15 protein-coding genes and 1 pseudogene are annotated in these 14,519 nt (G+C 54.2%); 11 read left to right on the top strand and 5 right to left on the bottom strand.

The window, feature by feature from the left end:
• From ACZAHD_RS17070 to ymdB, 6 genes are all read left to right on the top strand, one after another.
• On the top strand, window positions 1-198 hold a 198-nt coding region (locus ACZAHD_RS17070), incomplete at its 5' end, for a hypothetical protein (protein WP_462457829.1).
• 65 nt (window positions 199-263) lie between these two features.
• A complete protein-coding gene (gene ghrA / locus ACZAHD_RS17065) occupies window positions 264-1,202 on the top strand; it encodes a glyoxylate/hydroxypyruvate reductase GhrA (RefSeq protein ID WP_462457828.1) in 939 nt (312 codons plus the stop codon).
• A gap of 84 nt (window positions 1,203-1,286) precedes the next feature.
• Complete coding sequence (locus ACZAHD_RS17060) at window positions 1,287-2,024, top strand: PHP domain-containing protein (RefSeq protein WP_462457827.1); 738 nt, start codon at window positions 1,287-1,289, stop codon at window positions 2,022-2,024.
• A gap of 22 nt (window positions 2,025-2,046) precedes the next feature.
• Complete coding sequence (locus ACZAHD_RS17055) at window positions 2,047-2,601, top strand: TorD/DmsD family molecular chaperone (protein WP_462457826.1); 555 nt, start codon at window positions 2,047-2,049, stop codon at window positions 2,599-2,601.
• 102 nt (window positions 2,602-2,703) lie between these two features.
• Complete coding sequence (locus ACZAHD_RS17050) at window positions 2,704-3,198, top strand: DUF1097 domain-containing protein (RefSeq protein ID WP_462457825.1); 495 nt, start codon at window positions 2,704-2,706, stop codon at window positions 3,196-3,198.
• A 484-nt stretch (window positions 3,199-3,682) separates the two neighbouring features.
• Entirely contained in the window at window positions 3,683-4,216 is a 534-nt protein-coding gene (ymdB, locus tag ACZAHD_RS17045) for an O-acetyl-ADP-ribose deacetylase (protein ID WP_462457824.1), read from the top strand.
• Between the two features lie 59 nt (window positions 4,217-4,275).
• Here the strand turns inward: ymdB and mdoC are convergent, their stop codons facing one another.
• Window positions 4,276-5,436 carry a glucans biosynthesis protein MdoC gene (mdoC, locus tag ACZAHD_RS17040; RefSeq protein ID WP_462457823.1) on the bottom strand — a complete coding sequence of 387 codons (1,161 nt, stop codon included), beginning with the start codon at window positions 5,434-5,436 and terminating at the stop codon, window positions 4,276-4,278.
• Window positions 5,437-5,677: 241 nt separating this feature from the next.
• Between mdoC and mdoG the strand changes: the two genes are divergently transcribed.
• From mdoG to ACZAHD_RS17025, 3 genes are all read left to right on the top strand, one after another.
• Window positions 5,678-7,231 (top strand): glucans biosynthesis protein MdoG, encoded by a 1,554-nt coding sequence (gene mdoG, locus ACZAHD_RS17035; RefSeq protein ID WP_462457822.1) that lies wholly within the window; start codon window positions 5,678-5,680, stop codon window positions 7,229-7,231.
• On the top strand, window positions 7,224-9,752 hold the full coding sequence (gene mdoH, locus ACZAHD_RS17030) for a glucans biosynthesis glucosyltransferase MdoH (protein ID WP_462457821.1): 2,529 nt from the start codon (window positions 7,224-7,226) through the stop codon (window positions 9,750-9,752). The genes mdoG and mdoH overlap by 8 nt, the downstream gene beginning before the upstream one ends.
• A gap of 66 nt (window positions 9,753-9,818) precedes the next feature.
• Window positions 9,819-10,046 carry a YceK/YidQ family lipoprotein gene (locus tag ACZAHD_RS17025; protein WP_462457820.1) on the top strand — a complete coding sequence of 76 codons (228 nt, stop codon included), beginning with the start codon at window positions 9,819-9,821 and terminating at the stop codon, window positions 10,044-10,046.
• Here ACZAHD_RS17025 and ACZAHD_RS17020 read toward each other — a convergent pair whose 3' ends face one another.
• From ACZAHD_RS17020 to ACZAHD_RS17010, 3 genes and pseudogenes are all read right to left on the bottom strand, one after another.
• The gene (locus tag ACZAHD_RS17020; RefSeq protein WP_462457819.1) at window positions 10,047-10,433 is read right to left on the bottom strand and encodes a MysB family protein; all 387 of its coding nucleotides are present in this window, start codon (window positions 10,431-10,433) and stop codon (window positions 10,047-10,049) included.
• A gap of 92 nt (window positions 10,434-10,525) precedes the next feature.
• Window positions 10,526-11,777, bottom strand: a pseudogene (gene mdtG, locus ACZAHD_RS17015) (multidrug efflux MFS transporter MdtG).
• A gap of 153 nt (window positions 11,778-11,930) precedes the next feature.
• Window positions 11,931-12,851 (bottom strand): Kdo(2)-lipid IV(A) acyltransferase, encoded by a 921-nt coding sequence (locus tag ACZAHD_RS17010; RefSeq protein ID WP_462457818.1) that lies wholly within the window; start codon window positions 12,849-12,851, stop codon window positions 11,931-11,933.
• Between the two features lie 210 nt (window positions 12,852-13,061).
• On the opposite strand from ACZAHD_RS17010, the gene trhO reads away from it, so the two are divergent.
• On the top strand, window positions 13,062-14,126 hold the full coding sequence (gene trhO / locus ACZAHD_RS17005) for an oxygen-dependent tRNA uridine(34) hydroxylase TrhO (protein ID WP_462457817.1): 1,065 nt from the start codon (window positions 13,062-13,064) through the stop codon (window positions 14,124-14,126).
• On the opposite strand, the gene ACZAHD_RS17000 is transcribed toward trhO, so the two are convergent.
• On the bottom strand, window positions 14,112-14,225 hold the full coding sequence (locus ACZAHD_RS17000) for a YceO family protein (protein WP_462457816.1): 114 nt from the start codon (window positions 14,223-14,225) through the stop codon (window positions 14,112-14,114). The genes trhO and ACZAHD_RS17000 overlap by 15 nt on opposite strands.
• Window positions 14,226-14,387: 162 nt before the next feature.
• Here ACZAHD_RS17000 and ACZAHD_RS16995 point away from each other — a divergent pair.
• Window positions 14,388-14,519 (top strand): transposase (locus ACZAHD_RS16995; RefSeq protein WP_462457830.1); only part of this gene is annotated, 132 nt, incomplete at its 3' end.

The raw sequence follows: 14,519 nt of genomic DNA, 5'->3' as shown, positions 1-14,519 counted from the left end.
TCGCTCCCGTTGTTGTCGGGAACGGGCGCTAATTTAGGGAAATACGTATCTCTCGTCAATCAACTTTTTCAAAAAAACAGCGCATTTAGACAAACTTCGCGCAACTTGCCTTTTAAATGCGCGATAAACGATTTTTTTGTCGCCACCTTCTTTTTATTCGATAGAAAAATGAAATTTGCTATGCTGGCAATCCGATAGAAAACAATAAGTAAAATACGGCGCCAGGGCCAACCTGCAACCGGCGCCCGCGATCAGGAGTCACGATGGATATTATCTTTTATCACCCGACATTCGATACCGCTTACTGGATTGCCGGGCTGGAAAAACAGCTACCGGGGGCGCGCGTGCGCGAATGGAAATCTGGCGATACTCAGCATGCGGATTATGCGCTGGTGTGGCATCCGCCGGTGGAAATGCTTGAGGGACGGAACTTAAAAGCCGTTTTTGCTCTCGGCGCTGGCGTCGATTCTATTCTCAGTAAACTCCGCGAACACCCGGAAATGCTACCAATGTCGATTCCACTCTTTCGCCTCGAAGACACCGGGATGGGGCAGCAGATGCAAGAGTATGCGGTGAGTCAGGTGCTGCACTGGTTCCGTCGTTTCGACGATTACCAGACATTAAAACAGCAGGCCCGCTGGCAGCCGCTGGAGGAGTATCGCCGTGACGAGTTCACCATCGGGATAATGGGGGCGGGCGTGCTCGGTTCGAAAGTGGCGGAAGCGCTGCAGGCATGGGGATTTCCACTGCGCAGCTGGAGCCGTAGTCGCAAAGCCTGGCCTCAGGTGCAAAGCTTTGCCGGCCAGGAGGAGCTGGGCGAATTCCTCGGCGCTACGCGGGTGCTGATTAACCTGCTTCCTGATACGGCAGAAACCTTCGGCATTATTAACCAGCGACTGTTGGCGCAGCTTCCGGATAACAGCTATGTTCTCAATCTGGCACGCGGCGTTCACGTGGTCGAAGCGGATCTGCTGGCGGCACTGAACAGCGGTAAGCTTAAAGGCGCGATGCTGGATGTCTTTAGCCGCGAGCCATTACCGGCGGAAAGCCCGCTGTGGGCTCATCCTCGGGTGGCCATGACGCCGCATGTCGCCGCAGTCACGCGTCCGCAGGAAGCGATCACCTACATTGCCAGCACCATTGGTCGACTGGAGCGCGGGGAAGCGGTGAACGGGCAGGTTGACCGCCAGCGCGGATACTAAGAGAAAACCCCGCCGCGGCGGGGTTTTGCTGATCATGCGTCCTGATTCCTGCTATTCTTGCCACAAACAGAGAAGGAGATTGTGATGTATCCTGTTGACCTGCACATGCATACCGTCGCCAGTACCCACGCCTACAGTACCCTGCACGATTATATTGCTGAAGCAAAGCGCAAGGGGATCAAACTTTTCGCCATAACCGATCATGGTCCGGATATGGCTGATGCTCCGCACTACTGGCATTTTGTCAATATGCGCATCTGGCCGCGGCGGGTAGACGGCGTCGGCATTTTACGCGGTATTGAAGCCAACATAAAAAATACCCTGGGTGAAATTGATTGCACCGGGCCGATGCTGTCCTCACTGGACCTGTTCATTGCGGGCTTCCATGAGCCGGTTTTCCCGCCGCAGGATAAAGCCACCCATACTGAAGCAATGATCGCCACTATGGCGAGCGGCGCGGTACATATAATTAGCCATCCGGGTAATCCAAAATATCCCGTCGATATCCCGGCGATAGCCGCAGCGGCGGCAAAATACCAGGTGGCGTTGGAAATTAACAACTCCTCCTTCGTTTCGTCGCGTGTGGGCAGTGAAGATAACTGCCGGGCGATTGCTGCCGCCGTACGCGATGCCGGAGGTTGGGTCGCGCTGGGATCGGATTCGCATACCGCATTTACGCTCGGCGAGTTCAAAGAGTGCCGTAAGATCCTTGATGATGTGAACTTCCCCGAAGAACGGATCCTTAACGTGTCCCCGCGTCGGCTGTTGAATTTCCTCGAGTCTCGCGGGATGCCGGCGATCCCTGAATTTGCCGATCTTTAATATGAATAACTGGAAAAATTGAATGAACGAGTTTTCAATCCTCTGCCGCGTGCTGGGCTCTTTGTACTATCGTCAGCCGCAGGATCCGCTGCTGGTGCCGCTGTTTACCCTGATTCGCGAAGGGAAGCTGGCGGCGAGTTGGCCGCTGGAGCAGGATGAGTTACTGGAACGTCTGCAAAAAAGCTGCGACGCTCAACCTCTGGCCGCTGATTACAATGCGCTGTTTGTCGGTGAAGAGTGCAGCGTGCCTCCGTATCGTAGCGCGTGGGTTGAGGGGGCAAGCGAAGCGGAAGTTCGTGGTTTCCTCAGCGAGCATGGGATCCCAACAGGAGAAGGTCAGGCCGACCACATTGGTTCACTGCTGCTGGCCGCCTCCTGGCTTGAGGATCACGCTACGGAAGATGAAAGTGAAACGTTGGAAACGTTGTTTGCTGACTACATTCTGCCGTGGTGCGGGGCTTTCCTCGGCAAAGTGGAGGCTCATGCCGGTACACCTTTCTGGCGGACGATGGCGCCCCTGACGCGTGAAGCGATCTCCGCCATGTGGGATGAACTGCAGGAAGAACCGGAAGATTAAATGTGATTTTAATCACGTTTTAACTGCAATTAAAAGTAATAACTTGCAGATAACGTGCTTCAGATCTCATTTGGTAGGCGCGTATCTGCTATGATACGCGTCATGAACATACTCCTCGCAATCGCAATAACGACAGGCATTCTCTCCGGAATCTGGGGGTGGGTCGCGGTCGCGCTTGGCCTGCTGAGCTGGGCGGGCTTCCTGGGCTGCACGGCCTATTTCGCTTGCCCGCAGGGCGGGATCAAAGGACTGCTGATCGCAACCTGTACGGTAATGAGTGGTGTGGTGTGGGCGATGGCCATTATTTATGGCAGCGCGCTGGCGCCGCATCTTGAAATCCTGGGCTATATGATGACCGGGGGCGTGGCCTTCCTGATGTGTATTCAGGCTCGTCAACTGCTGCTCTCCTTTGTCCCCGGCACGTTTATTGGCGCTTGCGCCACCTTCGCTGGTGACGGAAACTGGCGGCTGGTGGTACCTTCACTGGCGCTGGGGCTGGTGTTTGGTTACGCGATGAAAAATAGCGGGCTATGGCTGGCCGCGCGTGCGCGGAAAAACAAATCCGCATTAGTGAACGAAACGCCCGACCGGGCATAAGCTGATTTCACCCGCATAGTAAAAATCCGCCTTCATAGAAGGCGGCATTGATTTCGCCCCACAGGGGCTACCAAAATCCTTAAAAAAAAGCCTCTGCCAGTTCTGTAAGATTTAAATCCAATGACAATAAGGCAGAGCCAAAACCTGTTGCTGACCACGCCCACAGGACGTGGTTTTCAGTTATCAATAAACAGGACCTCAGGTCCTGTTTTCTTTGTCACCCCTAAATCACCTCCTGAAGAGGTGACGATTGTTGCTGCCTGTACTGGTCTGGATGTTGGGACTTTCGACCCATCGGCCCGACTTTTGCGGGAGGCCTCGCCACGAAACCGCAACGTGAAGGGCGGTTAACCCGCAACATAGCCTTGCTACCCTCTGGACGGGTTATCGCCAGCCAGACGCTTCCCGGACTTTCGTCGGGCGAGCTATCGTGCCATATTACCCACTGTGCTTTATGTAAAGACGTTTGCCGACAGGAGGCGAAATGACTGTTAAACCTGAGGTTATTCTCGGCGACATCACTACGCTTGACGTCGATGTTATCGTCAATGCCGCCAATCCTTCGCTGCTTGGCGGCGGGGGCGTAGATGGCGCAATTCATCGTGCTGCCGGGCCGGAACTCCTTGCCGCGTGTCAGGTCGTGCGGCAACAACAAGGTGAATGTCCTCCGGGACATGCGGTGATTACTACAGCAGGTCAGTTGCCGGCCAGTGCGGTTATCCATGCCGTCGGGCCTGTCTGGCACGGCGGTGAGCATCAGGAGGCTGAATTGCTTGCTGACGCGTATCGAAACAGTCTGCAACTGGCGTCGGCGAACAGCTATCGTTCGATTGCCTTCCCGGCTATCAGTACCGGCGTATATGGATACCCTAAGCAGGCGGCGGCGGAAATTGCCGTGCAGACGGTTAGCGCCTTTCTGACGCGTTACAATCCTTTGGAGCGCGTCTGCTTCGTCTGTTTCGATGAAGACACTGCAGAGATTTATCGTCGCCTGCTTGAGCGGCAGCGCAGTGCGTAAAAGGGAGGCGCTCCGGCCAACCGTCGCCTGACATCAGCAGGCGAGCGGGCGGCAAGCGATCAGCCAGCAGACACTTGAGCCTTAGCCCCTTTTGGCTGGAATTTCCCCGAAAAGAGAAAACGTAACAGGGGAATACGCAGATGAATTTCATATAGTACCAGCGCAATACCGACCACGAAGACTAAGCCAGCAACAAACCCCAGCGTATTGGATTTGATCGCCGGTGACAGCCATGCGCCGTAGAGCAGCGTGAGCGGATGGTGCACCAGATAAATGAACAGTGAAGCATTAACAAAATAGGTCACCCGCGCCGACTGGAAGTTCAGCAGACGGTGACCAAGAGAAAAGATCACGTTTACCATCCACAGACCCAGTACCATGGTAATAACCGACTCAGTTTCATACATCCAACCGTCACCGGAGCCATATTGCTGATTCAGGCGATAGGCGATAAAGCCTAGCAGCGCGCCGACGAAGCACCATGGCGACGGGGTGGTGAACATCGTTTTTAAGCGCGGGTTGATAAATACCTGGGCGCCAAGAATGAAGAAAGGCAGGTAAAACAGAGTCTGCATTACGATGAAATTAAACAGGCCATTGCTGAGTACGGGGGCATAAAGGACAAACAGCGAGCGGCGGATCACCGCGTAAAGCACGCCGAGCGCCAGGAAAATCATCGACAGCTGGCCTAATGTGACGGTGTCACCAAAGGTTGACTTTTTGCCTGAGTGGCGACCGGTCAGCCACCGAAACAGCACGACGCCCAGAGACGTCAGGATTACCAGCACCAGTAAAAACCACAGGTGAGAAACCAGTTCCCACGCCAGAGTATTGAATTTGTCGTAACCCGAGAGAGCATGCCAGTTTTCGGCCTTGCCGTTAACGTACTGCAGCATGATGAACTGCGGCAGCGTCAGCAGGGGAATGGCGGTCAGCATAGGAATGCCGACACGCTCAACGCGCACTTTCCACCACTTCTTCAGCGGATAACGCAAAAAAAGCATGTAGGAAAAGTAGCCAGAAATGACAAAGAAGACCTGCATGCGAAAAGCATGGATAAAATCGTTAAACAGCGTCAGCCACCAGGAGGGCTCGATACTATTCACATGCCAGCTGTGGCTGGAATAGATCAGTGATATATGAAAAGGGATCCCCAGTAACATCAACCAGGCGCGGATGCTATCAAAGAAATATTCACGTTGTACCGGCGTATTATTCATACAATATCACTACATTCTCGGACAATTCGTCTTATCACTCAACGTGATAAGGTTTAAATTCTCAGTAACCCTACCTCAACTCTGGATACCTGTCTCCAGGATAAATACGTAAAGTACCAATGTGGTAGTTAACTGCGCCGCTAAGGTAAACAAAGCAGGGATTATGTTGTCGGATTGCCTGAATTACCATTAAAATAGATCGGATCGATTTAAGCACACAAAGGGGGAAGTGCTTACTTATATGAAACTTAAACCACAGATGATGAAAATGCGCTGGTTAAGCGCTGCCGTAATGTTGTCCCTGTGTACTTCATCTGCATGGGCGTTTAGCATTGATGACGTTGCAAAAGAGGCCAAAGCGTTAGCCGGGAAAGGCTATGAAGCGCCGAAGAGCAACCTGCCCTCCGCTTTCCGCGACATGAAATACGCGGACTACCAGCAAATCCAGTTTAATCACGATAAGGCTTACTGGAACAATCAGAAAACCCCATTCAAACTTGAATTTTATCATCAGGGTATGTACTTCGACACGCCGGTTGCCATTAACGAAGTGACGGCAAACAGTGTGCGTAAGATTAAATATAATCCGGATTACTTTAATTTTGGCAGCGTCCAGCATGATAAAGATACGGTGAAAGACCTGGGCTTCGCCGGATTCAAAGTACTGTACCCGATCAACAGCAAAGATAAGAACGACGAAATCGTCAGTATGCTCGGCGCCAGCTACTTCCGTGTTCTGGGCCAGGGCCAGGTGTACGGGCTTTCCGCGCGCGGCCTTGCTATTGATACCGCACTGCCTTCCGGCGAAGAATTCCCGCGTTTTCGCGAGTTCTGGATTGAGCATCCAAAAGCCACGGACAAGCGTTTGACTATTTATGCACTGCTTGACTCCCCCCGTGCGACCGGCGCCTACCGTTTTGTGATTATGCCGGGCCGCGATACCGTCGTTGATGTGCAGTCTAAAGTGTACCTGCGTGACAAAGTCGGCAAACTGGGCGTTGCGCCGCTGACCAGCATGTTCTTATTCGGGCCGAATCAACCCTCTCCGGCGATCAACTACCGTCCGGCGTTGCACGATTCTAACGGCTTGTCGATTCTTGCCGGTAACGGCGAGTGGATCTGGCGCCCACTCAATAATCCGAAGCATCTGGCCGTCAGCAGCTACGCGATGGAAAACCCGCAGGGCTTTGGCCTGCTGCAGCGTGGCCGTCAGTTCTCGCGCTTTGAGGACCTCGACGATCGTTACGATCTGCGCCCGAGCGCCTGGATCACTCCGAAGGGGGACTGGGGTAAAGGCAAAATCGAACTGGTTGAAATCCCGACCAATGACGAAACCAACGACAACATCGTGACTTACTGGACGCCGGATCAACTGCCGGAACCGGGTAAAGAGATGAACTTCAAATACACGATTACCTTCAGCCGCGATGAAGACAAACTGCACGCACCGGATAACGCCTATGTGATGCAGACCCGCCGTTCTACGGGTGATGTGAAGCAGTCGAACCTGATTCGTCAGCCGGATGGCACCATTGCCTTTATCGTTGATTTCATCGGTGAAGAAATGAGAAAAATGCCGTCAGATACGCCGGTCACAGCGCAGGCGAGCATCGGCGATAATGCAGAAATTGTCGAGAATACCGTGCGTTATAACCCGGTCACTAAGGGCTGGCGTATGGTTCTGCGTGTGAAGGTGAAAGATCCGAAGAAAACCACGGAAATGCGCGCTGCGCTGGTCAATGCTGACCAGACGCTGAGTGAAACCTGGAGCTATCAGCTGCCTGCCAATGAATAAGATAACGAAGTACATTGACGCGTTGCCGCTGTCTGAGGCTGAAAAAGCCGCGCTGCCTGATACAAGCCTGCAGGCCGTTCATGAAGCGCTGGACGCTGAACATCATACTTTTGTTCGTGAAGACGATTCTCCGCTGGGTTCCGTGAAATCGCGACTGGAACATAGCTGGCCAGACTCCCTGGCCGGTAACCAGCTGATAAAAGATGATGAAGGGCGTACTCAACTGAATGCAATGCCGAAAGCAAAACGTTCCTCAATGTTTCCGGACCCATGGCGCACCAACCCGGTTGGGCGTTTCTGGGATCGGTTACGCGGACGTGACGTAACCCCACGCTATCTTTCTCGCCTGACCAAGGAAGAGCAGGAGAGCGAACAGAAGTGGCGTACAGTCGGGACCGTCCGTCGTTACATTCTGCTGCTGCTGACGCTGGCGCAGACCGTTGTCGCAACCTGGTACATGAAAACCATCCTGCCATATCAGGGATGGGCGCTCATCAACCCGGCTGACATGGTCGGGCAGAATCTGTGGATTTCCTTCATGCAGCTGCTGCCATACATGCTGCAAACCGGGATCCTGATCCTGTTCGCGGTTCTGTTCTGTTGGGTTTCCGCCGGTTTCTGGACCGCGCTGATGGGATTCCTGCAACTGCTGATGGGGCGCGATAAGTACAGTATTTCCGCCTCGACCGTCGGCGACGAGCCGCTGAACCCGGAACACCGTACGGCGCTGATCATGCCTATCTGCAACGAAGACGTCGATCGCGTATTCGCTGGCCTGCGTGCCACCTGGGAGTCGGTGAAGGCGACAGGGCAACAGCAGCACTTCGACGTGTATATTCTCAGTGACAGCTACAATCCGGATATTTGCGTCGCCGAGCAGAAAGCGTGGATGGAGTTGATTGCGGAAGTGCAGGGCGAGGGACAGATTTTCTACCGACGCCGTCGCCGTCGTGTGAAGCGTAAAAGCGGTAACATCGATGATTTCTGCCGTCGCTGGGGCAGCCAGTATAGCTACATGGTGGTGCTGGATGCTGACTCGGTGATGACCGGTGAATGTCTGACCGGGCTGGTGCGTCTGATGGAAGCGAACCCGAATGCCGGGATCATCCAGTCGTCGCCGCGCGCCTCGGGTATGGACACCCTGTATGCCCGCTGTCAGCAGTTTGCGACCCGCGTTTACGGTCCGCTGTTTACCGCCGGTTTGCACTTCTGGCAGCTTGGCGAATCGCACTACTGGGGCCACAACGCCATTATCCGCGTCAAGCCATTTATCGAGCACTGTGCGCTGGCGCCACTGCCGGGAGAAGGTTCGTTTGCCGGATCGATTCTGTCGCACGACTTCGTGGAAGCGGCGCTGATGCGCCGTGCCGGTTGGGGAGTGTGGATTGCCTACGATCTGCCGGGTTCTTATGAAGAACTGCCACCGAACCTGCTGGACGAACTGAAGCGTGACCGTCGCTGGTGTCACGGTAACCTGATGAACTTCCGTCTGTTCCTGGTTAAAGGCATGCACCCGGTGCACCGTGCGGTGTTCCTGACCGGCGTCATGTCCTACCTGTCGGCGCCGCTGTGGTTTATGTTCCTCGCCCTGTCGACCGCGCTACAGGTCGTACATGCGCTGACTGAGCCGCAGTACTTCCTGCAGCCGCGGCAGCTGTTCCCGGTATGGCCGCAGTGGCGTCCTGAGCTGGCGATTGCGCTGTTCGCCTCGACGATGGTGCTGCTGTTCCTGCCGAAATTGCTGAGCATTATTCTGGTGTGGTGCAAAGGTTCGAAAGAGTACGGCGGCTTTATTCGCGTCACGCTCTCTTTGCTACTGGAAGTGCTCTTCTCGGTACTGCTGGCGCCGGTGCGTATGTTGTTCCACACCGTGTTTGTGGTCAGCGCGTTCCTCGGTTGGGAAGTGGTATGGAACTCTCCGCAGCGTGATGATGACTCCACTCCGTGGGGTGAAGCCTTTATGCGTCATGGTTCGCAGCTGCTGCTGGGCCTGGTGTGGGCGGTCGGTATGGCATGGCTGGATCTGCGTTTCCTGTTCTGGCTGGCGCCGATAGTCTTCTCGCTGATCCTGTCGCCGTTCGTGTCGGTGATTTCCAGTCGGGCCACCGTGGGTCTGCGTACCAAACGCTGGAAGCTGTTCCTGATCCCGGAAGAGTATTCCCCGCCGCAGGTGCTGAAAGATACCGATGCGTATCTGACCCTGAATCGTCAGCGTTCCCTGGACGATGGCTTTATGCACGCCATGTTTAACCCGTCCTTCAACGCACTGGCGACAGCAATGGCAACGGCACGCCACCGCCATGGTCACATTCTGGATATCGCCCGCGAACGTCACGTTGAACAGGCGCTGAACGAGACGCCCGACAAACTCAATCGCGACCGTCGTCTGGTGCTGTTGAGCGACCCGGTCACCTTGTCACGTTTGCACTATCGCGTGTGGGCCGCGCCGGAGAAATACTCTTCGTGGGTGAGCGCCTATCAGCAGGTAACGCTCAACCCGCTGGCGTTGAAAACAAAATAAGCCGTATGTGAAGGAAAATACCGGCAATATTGCCGGTATTTTTTTATCTGAGAATTGAGGTTGCAGATGAGAATTTTACTGGTTATCGCCATGGTGCTGCTGCTCAGCGGCTGCGGCAGCATTATTAGCCGCACGGTGCCTGGACAGGGGCATGGAAATCAGTATTACCCTGGCGTACAGTGGGACGTGCGCGATTCATCATGGCGATACATCACCATTCTCGATCTGCCTTTTTCGCTGGTGTTCGATACGTTGCTATTGCCGCTTGATGCCAGCCACGGTCCGTACAACTAATCAGCGTTCATCCCACTCATCGGCGGCTGTCTGACCCTCTTCGGTATCCAGAGAAGGTTCCAGTTGAAATTCGCCTTCATCCCATTCATGCAGCGTATTCTCTTCCAGCCACTCCTGACGCAACTCTATCTCGTCATAGTCACCGTCAAAAACGCTCTGTGCCGCTTCGCCGCTTAAAATCGGCAGGCATTCGCCTTCTTCATCTTCGTCAGCAAAAAATTCGGCCTGCCAGGCGATATCGCCATCCTGCAGAACGTATTTTTGGATATTCAACTGCTCAATGTTGGCACTCTCCTCGTCGCTATCCGGATTATTGACCAGGAACTCTTCGCGGGCCGCATCGATAGCTTCTTCGAGCGTGGCATAAAAAATCGAATCCTTTGGCATGAATAACCCCCTAAGAAGAATGAAAAATGGACACGATTCAATCTATAGAAGGCGCTGAGCGTTGCGTCAAGGGGAAGGTGACGCTGTTGAACTTAATTTACCGAACGGCCACTTGAGTCCGCATGCTGCGTGGATTCATCAGCGGAAGGGCGCCGCAAGCTGAGAGCGGAATAGATCGCGTTGAACAGGACGACGGAGGCGGTGACACAGAACACCGCCCGGAAGCCATAGCTGGCAGACACCGATGCGCCGATCAATGGGCCGGTGACGTTGCCGATATCGCGAAATGACTGGTTATAGCTAAAAATGCGCCCGGCAACCTGGCTGGTTGAATTGTACACCAGCAGCGTCTGCACAGCCGGCAGTAGCGCACCGTCGGCGGCTTCCCAGCAGAAAACGCAAAATGGCCAGCTGCAACGGGGTCTGGACGAACGACATCGGTATCAGCAGTAACACGGAGACCATCAGCGCGACGATAAGGATTTTTTCCGGCCCGATACGATCCCCAAGCTTACCGAGGCGCGGGGCGCTGATCAGCGCCGCAACGCCCGGGACTGAGGCAATCATTCCGCTGATAAAAGCGATATTCCCGACGTCTCCCGCCAGATCTCGCACGTAGAGCGTCAGAATTGGGGCAATTGAGCCGGTGGCGACCTGAATAATCATCGTGGTGACAAACAGACTCAAGACCAGTTTTGGACTTTTCAAGGACGAAAAGACATCCCGGGCATTCAGCATCTCTTTCTTCGCGACCGGGACGAACTGCTCGCGGATGAAAAACAACGTTAGGATAAAACAGACCAGCAGGACACTGGCGGTGAGAAAGAAAACGGTTCGCAGCCCCCAATGGTCGGCAAGAAAGCCGCCCGCCAGCGGGCCAAGCAGTGCACCGCTCACGGCTCCGGTGGAGAGCGTACCCAGCGCCCAGCCGCTCTTCTGTCGGGGAATCTGGGTGGCGATCAGGGCATTCGCATTCGGAATAAATCCCCCCAACAGCCCCAGCAAAGCCCGTAGCACCAGAAACTGCCAGATATTTTGCGCCAGCCCCATCAACATCATGACGATGGCCATCCCCAGCGCGGAACGCAGCAGCATAATTTTGCGCCCTTTACGATCGGCGAGGCCGCCCCAGAAGGGAGAGGCAACGGCAGAGAACAAGAAGGTAATGCTGAAGACCAGCCCAGACCACATATTCAGGGCGCTGTGCCCCGTTACGCCAAGCTGCTCGACGTAGAGTGGGAGAAAGGGCATGACCAGGCTAAAGGCGGCGCCGGTCAAAAAACAGCCGAGCCAGGTGACCGTGAGATTTCGTTTCCAGTTAATCGGACTATCAGCAGACGACATAGGCTTCCATTGGCCTGCCATGCAGGACAAAAAAACAGAAAAGATGAGCCTGCTAATTATGCGCCTGAGTAACGATCATCGCAATGGCGGAGAGCGCTTAATGCTAAAGCGCAAGGTGCCTCCGGTCAGCGTTGGGCCGCCGGAGGAGTACACTTAATAGCGTGAAGGTACGCCGGGTGGGCGGGTCTTAAAGCGGCGGTGCAGCCACATATATTGCTCCGGCGCCATCAGGATGCATTTCTCGACGATGCGGTTCATCCAGGCGGCGGTCGTTTCCGCATCATCAAGCGGCGGATCGCATTCCGGTGGCAGAATAATCAGCTCATAACCTTTCCCGTTGGGTTTACGCCGCGGTACGAACGGAACAATGCAGGCTTTCGACATCTTTGCCAGCATCCAGGTCCCCGAGGTCGTTGCCGCTTCGTCGACGGCAAAGAATGGCACGAATACGCTGGCGGTCGGGCCGTAGTCGTGGTCCGGCGCATACCAGATCACTTCACCTTTTTTCAGCGCGCGAATCATCCCTTTCAGGTCTTTACGGTCGATCATGTCTTTATTCGAACGCAGTCGGCCCCAGGTTTGCAGCCAGTCAATTACCGGATTGTCATTCGGGCGGTAGACGCCGATGCCGGGTTCGTTGATGCCAAACATCCGTGCCCCCATTTCCAGTGTGAGGAAGTGGATGCCGATCAGCAGAATGCCGCGCTGTTGCGCTTGTACGTCCCGAATATGCTCGACGCCGATGGAGTCGGTCCAGCGCGCAATACGCCGGGTCGGCCAGAACCAGGCCATCCCGGTCTCCATTAAACCCATCCCGACTGATTCGAAGTTTTGCACCACCATCTGATGGCGCTGTTCTTCGCTTTTGTCCGGGAAGCAGAGTTCCAGATTACGGTAAGCGATTTTGGCGCGGCGCTTCATAAAGCGCATTGCCAGGCGTCCAATGGCATTACCAAGTCGGTAAATCAGCGGATAGGGAAGCTGAACAACCAGCCACAGCAGGCCAATACCTAGCCAAAGCAGCCAGTAACGCGGATGCAGCAGCGCCGCGGAAAATTTAGGTAAATGGGTCATCTCATACCTGTTTAAATAAGCAACTCATTCTATTATCGCATTTTTTCATGCTTCAGCCAAAACGGCTGTCCATGGTGGCATTTATTGTTAAATGCAAGCGAGCGGGAGTGAAATGAATGTAGCGCAAAATGTGGGGATGTAAATTAACGTCGTTTGCTATATGATGCCGGCCGTTTATTTACCTCATTTCCTATGCCGAGCAGGTACACCATGCCAGTGTTACATAACCGCATTTCAAATGAGACGTTAAAAGCGCAGATGTTAGCTGAGAGCGAACCGCGTACGACGATCTCGTTTTATAAATATTTCACCATTGTGGATCCAAAAGCCACGCGCGATGCATTGTGGATTGCCCTCACCAAATTAAACGTGTTTGGTCGTATCTATCTGGCCCACGAAGGCATCAATGCGCAAATCAGCGTGCCGGAAAGTCAGGTCGATGCGCTACGTGAGTTTCTCTATGCCTTCGACCCGGCGTTGGATGGTCTGCGGATGAACATCGCACTTGACGACGACGGAAAATCCTTCTGGGTGCTGCGTCTGAAAGTCCGCGATCGTATCGTGGCGGATGGTATTGATGATCCGACGTTTGATGCCTCAGACGTTGGCGATTACCTGAAAGCGGCTGAAGTGAATGCGATGCTGGACGATCCCGATGCGGTGTTTATCGATATGCGCAACCACTACGAATACGAAGTGGGCCATTTTGAGCAGGCGCTGGAAATTCCGGCGGACACGTTCCGCGATCAACTGCCGAAAGCGGTCGAGATGATGCAGGAACATAAAGATAAAAAAATCGTTATGTACTGCACCGGCGGTATTCGTTGTGAAAAAGCCAGCGCCTGGATGAAGCACAACGGTTTCAGTAAAGTCTGGCACATTGAGGGCGGGATTATTGAATATGCCCGCCGGGCGCGTGAACAGGGACTGCCGGTACGCTTTATCGGTAAGAACTTTGTGTTTGACGAGCGGATGGGGGAGCGGATTTCCGATGACGTGATTGCCCACTGCCACCAGTGCGGCGCTCCGTGTGATAGCCATACTAACTGCCTGAATGACGGCTGCCATCTGCTGTTTATCCAGTGTCCGAGCTGCGCCGAGAAGTTTGACGGCTGCTGTAGCGAGGCCTGTATGGAAGAGCATAAGCTGCCGGAAGAGGAGCAGCGTCAGCTGCGAGCCGGACGAGAAAACGGCAATAAGATCTTCAACAAATCTCGCGGCCGCTTGAACACAAAGCTGGGGATCCCGGACCCTGAGACCTCAGAAAAACCATAACCAGATAAGATCCACGATCGCCAGCAGCAGCCACAGCGCGAGATAAATCATAAAATGCTCGCGGACGTTGTTGACCAGTAAATCATACCGGCGACGCATAAACTCTCCCTGTGATGAACGGCCTCTTCTGAGGCCGTTTTTTATTGTCATCCCTAAACCACCTCCTATGGGGGGGTGATCGTTCATGTGGGGCTTTGCCCGTAGAATGCCCATGCGAAATACTGCCCCGGTTTGTTACCAGCAAATCAAGGAGTAAATAGCATGAACAGATATGAATCCGCTTCTCACGTATTCTATCGCTGTCAGTATCATCTCGTATGGACACCGAAGTACAGAGACAAAATCCTCAAAGGCAATCTCGGTAAAGAGCTTTACCGCAGCATCTCCATTTAC

Origin of the sequence: Raoultella sp., from assembly GCF_039594335.1 — a bacterium.
In the GTDB taxonomy this organism is placed as follows: domain Bacteria; phylum Pseudomonadota; class Gammaproteobacteria; order Enterobacterales; family Enterobacteriaceae; genus Klebsiella.
Note: the sequence above shows the minus strand (reverse complement) of the source record. Positions and strands in the feature narration are given on the sequence as shown.

What these genes read in the sequence shown, in the direction of transcription:
- ACZAHD_RS17025 (WP_462457820.1), top strand. Translation starts at nt 9,819, where the DNA reads ATGAGAATTTTACTGGTTATCGCCATGGTGCTGCTGCTCAGCGGCTGC.
- ghrA (WP_462457828.1), top strand. Translation starts at nt 264, where the DNA reads ATGGATATTATCTTTTATCACCCGACATTCGATACCGCTTACTGGATT.
- mdoG (WP_462457822.1), top strand. Translation starts at nt 5,678, where the DNA reads ATGAAACTTAAACCACAGATGATGAAAATGCGCTGGTTAAGCGCTGCC.
- ACZAHD_RS17010 (WP_462457818.1), bottom strand. Translation starts at nt 12,851, where the DNA reads ATGACCCATTTACCTAAATTTTCCGCGGCGCTGCTGCATCCGCGTTAC.
- mdoH (WP_462457821.1), top strand. Translation starts at nt 7,224, where the DNA reads ATGAATAAGATAACGAAGTACATTGACGCGTTGCCGCTGTCTGAGGCT.
- ymdB (WP_462457824.1), top strand. Translation starts at nt 3,683, where the DNA reads ATGACTGTTAAACCTGAGGTTATTCTCGGCGACATCACTACGCTTGAC.
- mdoC (WP_462457823.1), bottom strand. Translation starts at nt 5,436, where the DNA reads ATGAATAATACGCCGGTACAACGTGAATATTTCTTTGATAGCATCCGC.
- ACZAHD_RS17055 (WP_462457826.1), top strand. Translation starts at nt 2,047, where the DNA reads ATGAACGAGTTTTCAATCCTCTGCCGCGTGCTGGGCTCTTTGTACTAT.
- ACZAHD_RS17060 (WP_462457827.1), top strand. Translation starts at nt 1,287, where the DNA reads ATGTATCCTGTTGACCTGCACATGCATACCGTCGCCAGTACCCACGCC.
- ACZAHD_RS17050 (WP_462457825.1), top strand. Translation starts at nt 2,704, where the DNA reads ATGAACATACTCCTCGCAATCGCAATAACGACAGGCATTCTCTCCGGA.
- ACZAHD_RS17000 (WP_462457816.1), bottom strand. Translation starts at nt 14,225, where the DNA reads ATGCGTCGCCGGTATGATTTACTGGTCAACAACGTCCGCGAGCATTTT.
- ACZAHD_RS17020 (WP_462457819.1), bottom strand. Translation starts at nt 10,433, where the DNA reads ATGCCAAAGGATTCGATTTTTTATGCCACGCTCGAAGAAGCTATCGAT.
- trhO (WP_462457817.1), top strand. Translation starts at nt 13,062, where the DNA reads ATGCCAGTGTTACATAACCGCATTTCAAATGAGACGTTAAAAGCGCAG.